The sequence below is a fragment of the Streptomyces sp. CB02056 genome, assembly GCF_001905545.1.
In the GTDB taxonomy this organism is placed as follows: Bacteria; Actinomycetota; Actinomycetes; order Streptomycetales; family Streptomycetaceae; genus Kitasatospora.
Map to the genome: position 1 here is coordinate 289,611 of NZ_LIPD01000012.1, position 9,783 is coordinate 299,393.

The following is a 9,783-nucleotide window of genomic DNA, read 5'->3' on the forward strand; positions in this document are numbered from 1 at the left end:
AGCCGCCCACTGGTTGCGTCCCCTCCGGCACCCCGCGGCCGACGCCGGCGCGGGGAGCAGGACCGCCGCGCGGCCCGTACGCCGGTCGGCGCACGGGCCGCCGGCCCCGCCGGCTAGGACCGGTCGCGCCCACCCGCCAGCCAGGCGGCGAGAACGGGGCCGATCTGGGCGAGCTGATCGGGCCTCGTCATTTCACCATGCCGCCCGGTCACCCGGTGCACCTCGATCCGACCGGTGACGTGGGCCCGCCAGTCCTCCGGCCGCACCGGGGGGCGCGGCTCCTCCCTGGTCGCCTCGAAGAACAGCACATCGCCCCTGAACGTACGGGACTTGAAGGAGTCCAGCACCGCGATGTTCGCGAGGAAGACCCTGGCCATCGCCTCCAGCGCGGCGTCGCCGAGCAGGGCGAACGGACCGTCCGCGGCCCGCGCGGACTCCGGGTCGTGGCCGAGCGACTCCAGGAGCGCCCGGACGGCCTCCGCACCGGTCAACTCCCGGACCGGTTCGGCCGATCCGCCGCCGCCACCGCTCGGGAAGCTGTCCATCAGGGTGAGTGCCTCGACCTCCTCGCCCTCCTCCTGCAACCGGACGGCGAGTTCGTGCGCCACGACCCCGCCGAACGACCACCCCAGCAGCGCGTACGGGCCCTGCGGCTGGACGGAGCGGATCAGCGCCAGGTAGTCGTCGACCATGGCGTCGAGGCCGGCCGGCACGGCCTCGGGGGCCAGCAGGCCGCGGGCCTGGAGACCGTACAGGGCACGGCCGCCGTCGAGGTGGCGGAGCAGGCCCGAGTAGACCCAGCTGACGCCGGCCGCGGGGTGCACGCAGAACAGCGGCCGGGCCGCCGGGCCGCTGCTCCTGCGCAACGGCAGCAGGGTGGCGAGCGCGCCGTCCCCGTCCCCCGCGTCGTCCAGCCGGCCGGCGAGCGCGGCGACGGTGGGGGCGTCGAAGACGTCCCGGATGCCGATCTCGGCGCCGAGGGCGGTGCGGATCCGGCCGATCAGCCGGGCCGCGAGCAGCGAGTGCCCGCCCAGGAGGAAGAAGTCGTCGTCGATGCCCACCGACGGCACCCCGAGGACCTCGGCGAAGACCGCGCACAGGATCTCCTCCTGCGCCGAGCGCGCGGCCCGTCCGCCGCCTCCCGCACCGGCGACCGGCGCGGGCAGCGCCCGCTGGTCCAGCTTGCCGTGCGAGGTCATCGGCAGGTCCGCCAGCACCACGACCGCCGACGGCAGCATGTGCCGCGGCAGACGGCCCGCGGCGAAGCGCTGAAGCTCCTCCGGGTCGGCCGCCCGGTCGGCGACCGGCACCACGTAGCCCACCAGGCGCTTCTCCCCCGGCTGGTCCTCGCGCACCACCACGGCGGCCTGCGCCACCGCCTCGTGCGCCATCAGCACCGCGGCGACCTCGCCCGGCTCGATCCGGAAGCCCCGGATCTTCACCTGGTCGTCCGCACGCCCCACGTACTCCAGGGCGCCGTCGGCACGCCACCGCACGAGGTCGCCGGTGCGGTACATCCGCTCGCCCGCCGCACCGAACGGATCCGCCACGAAGCGCTCGGCCGTCAGACCCGGCCGGCCCAGGTAGCCGCGGGCCAGGCTCTCCCCGGCGATGTACAGCTCGCCGGGAACGCCCGGCGGGACCACCCGCAGTCGGTCGTCCAGGACGTAGAGCCGGGTGTTGCGGATCGGCCGGCCGATGACCGGCCGCTCGTACTCGCCGATCACGGCGTTCGTGCTGTACACGGTGCACTCGGTGGGACCGTACTGGTTGTTGGCGGTGACCCCGGCCCGCCGCAGAACATCCCACAGCGCCTCGTCGACGGCCTCACCGCCGACGTCCACGATCCGCGGGCGGGAGGCGCGCTGCTCGGAGAGCATCCCCAGCTCGACCAGCTGCCGGCAGTAGGTCGGGGTCGTCTCCAGGTAGTCGATCCGCTCGCCGTCGATGTAGTCGACCAGGAGCTCCGGCGTCCGGCGCGTCTCGTCGTCCACCAGGTGCAGCTCGTGGCCGTCCAGCAGCCAGAAGAGCAGCAGCCAGCTGGCGTCGAAGGTCGTCGCCCCGATCATGGCGGCCCGCAGGGGACGGCCGGCCGAGGCGATGTCGGCCCGGTAGACGTCCTCCCGGTGGCTGTGGACGAGGTTGGCGAGGGAGCGGTGCTCGACGAGCACGCCCTTCGGCGTCCCCGTCGACCCGGAGGTGAAGATGGCGTACGCCGCGTGCCCGGGACGCAGGGGCGCGAGCCGGTCGGCGTCCGTCACGTCGGCCTCGGACCGGCGGGCCAGCTCGGCGCCCAGCGACGGCTCCGCCAGGTCCAGCAGGTGCGGCACCCGGCCGGCCAGACCGGCGAACCGCTCGGCGGTGTCCCCGCCGGTGATCACCAGGCCGGGGCGGCAGTTGTCGAGCATGTACCCGACCCGCTCGACCGGGTACTCCGGGTCGACCGGGACGTAGCAGGCCCCGGCCTTCAGGATCGCCAGCAGCGAGACGACCAGGTCCGTGCCCCGCGGGAGCAGGACGGCCACGGACTGCTCCGGCCCCACCCCGCGGTCGATCAGCAGCCGCGCCAGGCGGTTCGCCCGAGCGTTGAGCTGACGGAACGTCAGAACCTCGCCCTGGAAGACGAGCGCGGTCGCGTCCGGCGTCCGCCGGACGTGCCCCTCGAAGACCTCCGGGACCAGCACGGTGTCCGCCGGGACGCGCGTGGTGTCGTTCCACTCGACGAGGATCTGCCGGCGCTCGGCCGGGCTCAGGATGTCGAACGCCTCGATCGACTGGTCCGGGTCCGCGACCAGGGTGGTCAGCAGCCGGAGCAGGCGGTCCGCCAGCAGGGCCATGGTGTCGCGGTCGAAGAGCTCGGTGGCGTAGTGGAGAACGGCGAGGATGCCGGAGGGAGCGCCGGCGGCGTCGCGGCTCTCGACGCAGGTGAGGTTGAGGTCGAACTTGACGGGCGGCATCCCGAAGGACTCCGGCTGGGCGGTGAGGCCCGGGAGTTGAAGGGTGCCCTCGTCGTTGTTCTGCAGGACCAGCATCACCTGGAACAGCGGATGCACGGAGCTGGAGCGAACGGGGTTCAGCTCCTCGACGAGCCGCTCGAACGGCAGGTCCTGGTGGGTGAACGCCGCCAGGTCGGTGTCCCGGACCCGACCCAGCAGGTCGCCGAAGCTGGGGGCGTCCGAGAGGTCCGTCCGCAGGACCAGGGTGTTCACGAAGAACCCGACCAGGTCGTCCAGCGCCTGGTCCGAGCGTCCGGCGACGACGGTGCCGATGGGGATGTCCGTGCCGGCGCCCAGGCGGGACAGCAGAGCCGCCAGAGCCGCGTGCAGGACCATGAAGAGCGTCACGCCGTGCCGACGCGCCACCGCGTCCAGTTCGGCGTGCAGCTCGGGGCCGACGTGGAACTGCAGCAGGTCGCCCTCGTGCGACGCGGTGGCGGGGCGGGGCCGGTCGAAGGGCAGAGCCACCTCCTGCGGCGAACCCCTCAGTGCTTCGGACCAGTAGGCGAGTTGCTGGTCCATGGTGTCGCCGAGCTCGTTGTGCTGCCAGAGGGTGTAGTCCGCGTACTGGACGGCCAGCGGCTCCCAGTCGGGGACGACGCCGGCCAGGCGGGCCCGGTAGGCCGAGGCGATGCCCTGCCAGAGCGGACCGGAGGACCAGCCGTCACTGGCGATGTGGTGCAGGGTCAGGACGAGGACGGACTCGGTCGCACCGAGGGTGAACAGGGCCACCCGCAGAGGGAGTTCGGCGGAGAGGTCGAAGGTGGTGAAGGCCTCGGCCTCGATCCGCCCCGCGGCCTCGTCGGCCGTGCACGGCTCGACCCTGAAGGGCACCTGGACGTCCTGGGCGGGCAGGACCAGCTGGCGGGGCTGGCCGTCGACCGCCGGGTAGACCGTCCGCAGGGCCTCGTGGCGGCCGACCACGTCACCGATCGCCCCGCGCAGGGCCTCGACGTCCACCGAACCGTGCAGGCGGAACGCGAACGGGCTGTTGTAGGTGGCGGAGGCGCCTTCGAGCTGGTCGAGGAACCACAGCCGCTGCTGGGCGAACGACAGCGGCAGCACCTCCGGACGCTCCCCCGCCACCAACGCCGGACGGGCCGGACGGCCCTCCTTCAGCTTCTCCATCACCCCGACGACGGTCGGGTTCCGGAAGAGGTCGCGGATGCCGAGCTCTGCGTTCAACGTGGTGCGGATGCGGCTGATCAGGCGCGTCGCCAGGAGCGAATGGCCGCCCAGAGCGAAGAAGTTGTCGTCGATACCCACCGACGGAACCCCGAGGACCTCGGCGAAAAACGCGCACAGGATCTCCTCCTGCCCCGTCCTCGGACCACGATGCCCCTGCACCTCCACAGCCTCGACCGCGCCGGCCCGGGCCCGCTCCGCCCGGCTGAGGAAGTACCGCTCCTGCTCGGGAGAGTCGAACACCTCCCAGCTGGACACCGGAACCTCCGGATCCCCGACGGCCACCCCGAGCAGCCGGATCAGGCGGTCCGCCAGCAGGGTCATGGTGTCGCGGTCGAAGAGGTCGGTGGCGTAGTGGAGAACAGCGAGGATGCCGGAGGGCGCGTTGGCGGCGTCGCGGTTCTCGACGCAGGTGAGGTTGAGGTCGAACTTGGCGGGTGGCGTCCCGAAGGACTCGGGCTGGGCGGTGAGGCCCGGGAGTTGGAGGGTGCCCTCGTCGTTGTTCTGCAGGACCAGGAGCACCTGGAACAGCGGGTGCCGGCCCAGCGAACGCACCGGGTTCAGCTCCTCCACCAGGCGCTCGAACGGCAGGTCCTGGTGGGTGAACGCCGCCAGGTCGGCGTCCCGGACCCGGTCCAGCAGTTCGCCGAAGGTCGGCTCCGCCGAAACGTCGGTCCGCAGGACCAGGGTGTTCACGAAGAACCCGACGAGGTCGTCCAGGGCCTCGTCCGAACGTCCGGCGACGACCGTGCCGATGGGGATGTCCGTGCCGGCGCCCAGGCGCGACAGCAGAGCCGCCAGAGCCGCGTGCAGGACCATGAACAGCGTCACGCCGTGCCGACGCGCCACCGCGTCCAGTTCGGCGTGCAGGCCGGGGCCGACGTGGAACTCCAGCAGCTCACCCTCGTGCGAGGCGGTGGCCGGTCGGGGCCGATCGAAGGGCAGGGCCACCTCCTGCGGCGCATCCCTCAACGCCTCGGACCAGTAGGCGAGTTGCTGGTCCATGGTCGCGCCGAGCTCGTTGTGCTGCCAGAGCGTGTAGTCCGCGTACTGGACGGCCAGCGGCTCCCACTGCGGGACGAGACCGGCCAGACGGGCACGGTAGGCCGAGGCGATGCCCGACCAGAGCGGGCCCGAGGACCACCCGTCACTGGCGATGTGGTGGAGGGTCAGGACGAGGACGGATTCCCCTTCAGTGGCAGTGAACAGCACTACCCGCAAGGGAAGTTCGGTCGAGAGCTTGAAGGTGGTGAAGGCCTCGGCCTCGATCCGCTCGGCCAGCTCGTCGGCCGTGCACGGCTCGACCCTGAAGGGCACCTGGACGTCCTGGGCGGGCAGGACCAGCTGGCGGGGCTGGCCGTCGACCGCCGGGTAGACCGTCCGCAGGGCCTCGTGGCGGCCGACCACGTCACCGATCGCCCCGCGCAGGGCCTCGACGTCCACCGAACCGTGCAGGCGGAACGCAAACGGGCTGTTGTAGGTGGCGGAGGCGCCTTCGAGCTGGTCGAGGAACCACAGCCGCTGCTGGGCGAACGACAGCGGCAGCACCTCCGGACGCTCCCCCGCCACCAACGCCGGACGGGCCGGACGGCCCTCCTTCAGCTTCTCCATCACCCCGACCACCGTCGGGTTGCGGAAGAGGTCGCGGATGCCGAGCTCAGCGTTGAGGGTCGTGCGGATGCGGCTGATCAGGCGCGTCGCGAGAAGCGAATGGCCGCCCAGGGCGAAGAAGTTGTCGTCGATGCCCACCGACGGTACGCCGAGGACCTCGGCGAAGAACGCGCACAGGATCTCCTCCTGCGCCGTCCTCGGACCACGATGCCCCTGCACCTCCACAGCCTCGACGGCACCGGCCCGCGCACGCTCCGCCCGGCTGAGGAAGTACCGCTCCTGCTCAGGCGAGTCGAACACCTCCCAAGCGGACACCGGAACCTCCGGATCACCGACCGCCACCCCGAGCAAGCGCACCAACCGCTCCGCCACCAGACCCGCGGTCCCCTGGTCGAACAGATCGGTCGCATACTGCAGAACGGCAGTGATACCGGCAGGCGCGTTGGCGGCGTCACGGTTCTCGACGCAGGTGAGGTTGAGGTCGAACTTGGCGGGCGGGGTCCCGAAGGACTCGGACTGAGCGGTGAGGCCCGGGAGTTGGAGCGTGCCCTCGTCGTTGTTCTGCAGAACGAGCATCACCTGGAACAGCGGGTGCCGGCCCAGCGAACGCACCGGGTTCAGCTCCTCCACCAGCCGCTCGAACGGCAGGTCCTGGTGCGTGAACGCCGCCAGGTCCGCATCCCGGACCCGGCCCAACAGCTCACCGAAGGTCGGCTCACCCGACACATCCGTCCGCAGGACCAGGGTGTTCACGAAGAACCCGACCAGGTCGTCCAAGGCCTCATCCGAACGCCCGGCCACCACCGTGCCGATCGGGAGGTCCGTCCCCGCGCCGAGGCGCGACAGCAGAGCCGCCAGAGCCGCGTGCAGGACCATGAACAGCGTCACGCCGTGCCGACGCGCCAACGCGTCCAACTCCGCGTGCAGCTCGGGGCCGACATGGAACTCCAACAGCTCGCCCTCATGCGACGCGGCGGCAGGACGGGATCGGTCGAAAGGCAGGGCCACCTCCTGCGGCAGCTCTCCCAGCGCGTTACGCCAGTACTTCAACTGCTCGTCGAGGATCTCGCCCAGCTGGTTGTGCTGCCAGAGCGTGTAGTCCGCGTACTGGACGGCCAGCGGCTCCCACTGCGGGACCAGGCCGGTCAGACGGGCACGGTAAGCCGAGGCGATGCCCGACCAGAGCGGGCCCGAGGACCACCCGTCACTGGCGATGTGGTGCAGGGTCAGGACCAGGACGGACTCGGTCGTGCCGAGGGTGAACAGGGCCACCCGCAGCGGAAGTTCAGCGGAGAGGCTGAAGGTAGCGAAGGCCTCGGCCTCGATCCGCCCGGCCACCTCCTCGGCCGCGCACGGCTCGACCCTGAACGGCACCTGGACGTCCTGAGCGGGCAGGACCAGCTGGCGGGGCTGGCCGTCGACCGCCGGGTAGACCGTCCGCAGGGCCTCGTGGCGGCCGACCACGTCGCCGATCGCCCCGCGCAGGGCCTCGACGTCCACCGATCCGTGGAGGCGGAACGCGAACGGGCTGTTGTAGGTCGCTGAAGCGCCTTCGAGCTGATCCAGGAACCACAGTCGCTGCTGCGCGAACGACAGCGGCAGCACCTCCGGACGCTCCCCCGCCACCAACGCCGGACGCGCCGGACGGCCCTCCTTCAGCTTCTCCATCACCCCGACCACCGTCGGGTTACGGAACAGGTCGCGGATGCCCAGCTCGGCGTTCAACATGGTACGAATCCGGCTGATCAGGCGTGTCGCCAGGAGCGAATGCCCGCCCAGAGCGAAGAAGTTGTCATCGATGCCCACCGACGGAACACCAAGAACCTCGGCGAAGAACGCGCACAGGATCTCCTCCTGCGCCGTCCTCGGACCACGATGCCCCTGCACCTCCACAGCCTCGACCGCGCCGGCCCGGGCCCGCTCCGCCCGGCTGAGGAAGTACCGCTCCTGCTCAGGCGAGTCGAACACCTCCCAGCCGGACACCGGAACCTCCGGATCCCCGACCGCCACCCCGAGCAAGCACACCAACCGCTCCGCCACCAGACCCGCGGTCCCCTGGTCGAACAGATCGGTCGCGTACTGCAGGACCACCGTGATACCGGCAGGCGCATTGGCGGCGTCACGGTTCTCGACGCACGTCAGGTTGAGGTCGAACTTGGCGGGCGGCGTCCCGAACGACTCCGTACTCACCACGACATCCGGGAGCTGGAGGCTGCCCTCCTCGTTGTTCTGCAGGACCAGCATCACCTGGAACAGCGGGTGCCGGCCCAGCGAACGCACCGGGTTCAACTCCTCCACCAGCCGCTCGAACGGCAGGTCCTGGTGCGTGAACGCCGCCAGGTCCGCATCCCGGACCCGCCCCAGCAACTCGCCGAAGGTCGGCTCACCCGACACATCCGTCCGCAGCACCAGCGTGTTCACGAAGAACCCGACCAGCTCGTCCAGGGCCTCGTCCGAACGCCCAGCCACCACCGTGCCGATCGGGAGGTCCGTCCCCGCACCCATCCGCGACAGCAGAGCCGCCAAGCCCGCGTGCAGCACCATGAACAGCGTCACACCATGCCGACGCGCCAACGCATCCAACTCCGCGTGCAGCTCGGGGCCGACATGGAACTCCAACAGCTCACCCTCATGCGACGCGGCGGCAGGACGGGGCCGGTCGAAAGGCAGGGCCACCTCCTGCGGCGCATCCCTCAACGCCTCGGACCAGTAGGCGAGTTGCTGGCCGAGAGCCTCCCCGAGCTGGTTGTGCTGCCAGAGCGTGTAGTCCGCGTACTGGACGGCCAGCGGCTCCCACTCCGGGGCAGCTCCGGCCAGCCGGGCCCGGTAGGCCGACGTGACCCCCTGCCAGAGCGGGCCAGAGGACCAGCCGTCGCTGGCGATGTGGTGCAGGGTCAGCGCCAGGACCGACTCGTCCTCGCCAAGCGTGAACAGCACGACCCGCAAGGGAAGTTCGACGGAGAGGTCGAAAACGGCGAAGGCCTCGGCCTCGATCCGCCCCGCCACCTCCGAAGCCGCGCACGGCTCGACCCTGAACGGCACCTCGACCTCACCGGCCGGCAGCACCAGCTGACGGGGCTGGCCGTCGACCGCCGGGTAGACCGTCCGCAGCGCCTCGTGCCGCCCGACCACATCGCCGATCGCCCCACGCAGCGCCTCCACGTCCACCGATCCGTGCAGCCGGAACGCGAACGGGCTGTTGTACGTGGCGGAAGCACCTTCGAGCTGGTCCAGGAACCACAGCCGCTGCTGCGCGAACGACAGCGGCAGCACCTCCGGACGCTCACCCGCCACCAACGCCGGCCGCGCCGGCCGCCCCTCCTTCAGCTTCTCGGCGACGCCGACGACCGTGGAGGCGTCGAACAGGTCGCGGATCCCGAGTTCAGCGCCGAAGGTGCCGCGGATGCGGCTGATCAGCCGGGCCGCGAGGAGCGAATGGCCGCCCAGGGCGAAGAAGTCGTCGTCGATCCCCACCGACGGCAGGCCCAGCACCTCCGCGAACACCACGCACAGGATCTCCTCCTGCGCGGAACGCGGCGCCCGTCCGCCCGGCTCGACGGCGGTGGCGGCAGGCGCGGGCAGTGCGCGCTGGTCCAGCTTGCCGTTCGGCGTGATCGGCAGCGCCTCCAGCACCACCACCGCCGACGGCACCATGTGACGCGGAAGGCGCCCCACGGCGAAACGCCGCAGCTCGTCGGGATCGACCTCCCGGCCCGCGACCGGCACCACGTAGCCGACGAGGCGCTTGTCGCCCGACCGGTCCTCGCGCGCCACGACTGCGGCCTGCGCCACCGCCTCATGCGCCAGCAGGACCGCCGCGACCTCGCCCGGCTCGACCCGGAAACCCCGGATCTTCACCTGGTCGTCCGCACGCCCCACGTACTCCAGCACCCCGTCCGCACGCCAACGACCCAAGTCGCCCGTGCGATACATCCGTTCACCCGACACACCCAGCGGATTCGCCACAAACCGCTCCGCCGTCAGCCCCGCC

The 9,783-nt window shown here is 71.5% G+C and carries 1 protein-coding gene; it reads right to left on the reverse strand.

The annotated features are described in order from the left end of the window. Window positions 1-113: 113 nt before the first annotated feature. The coding region (locus tag AMK13_RS41335; protein ID WP_143204673.1) for a non-ribosomal peptide synthetase at window positions 114-9,783 on the reverse strand (9,670 nt) is incomplete at its 5' end.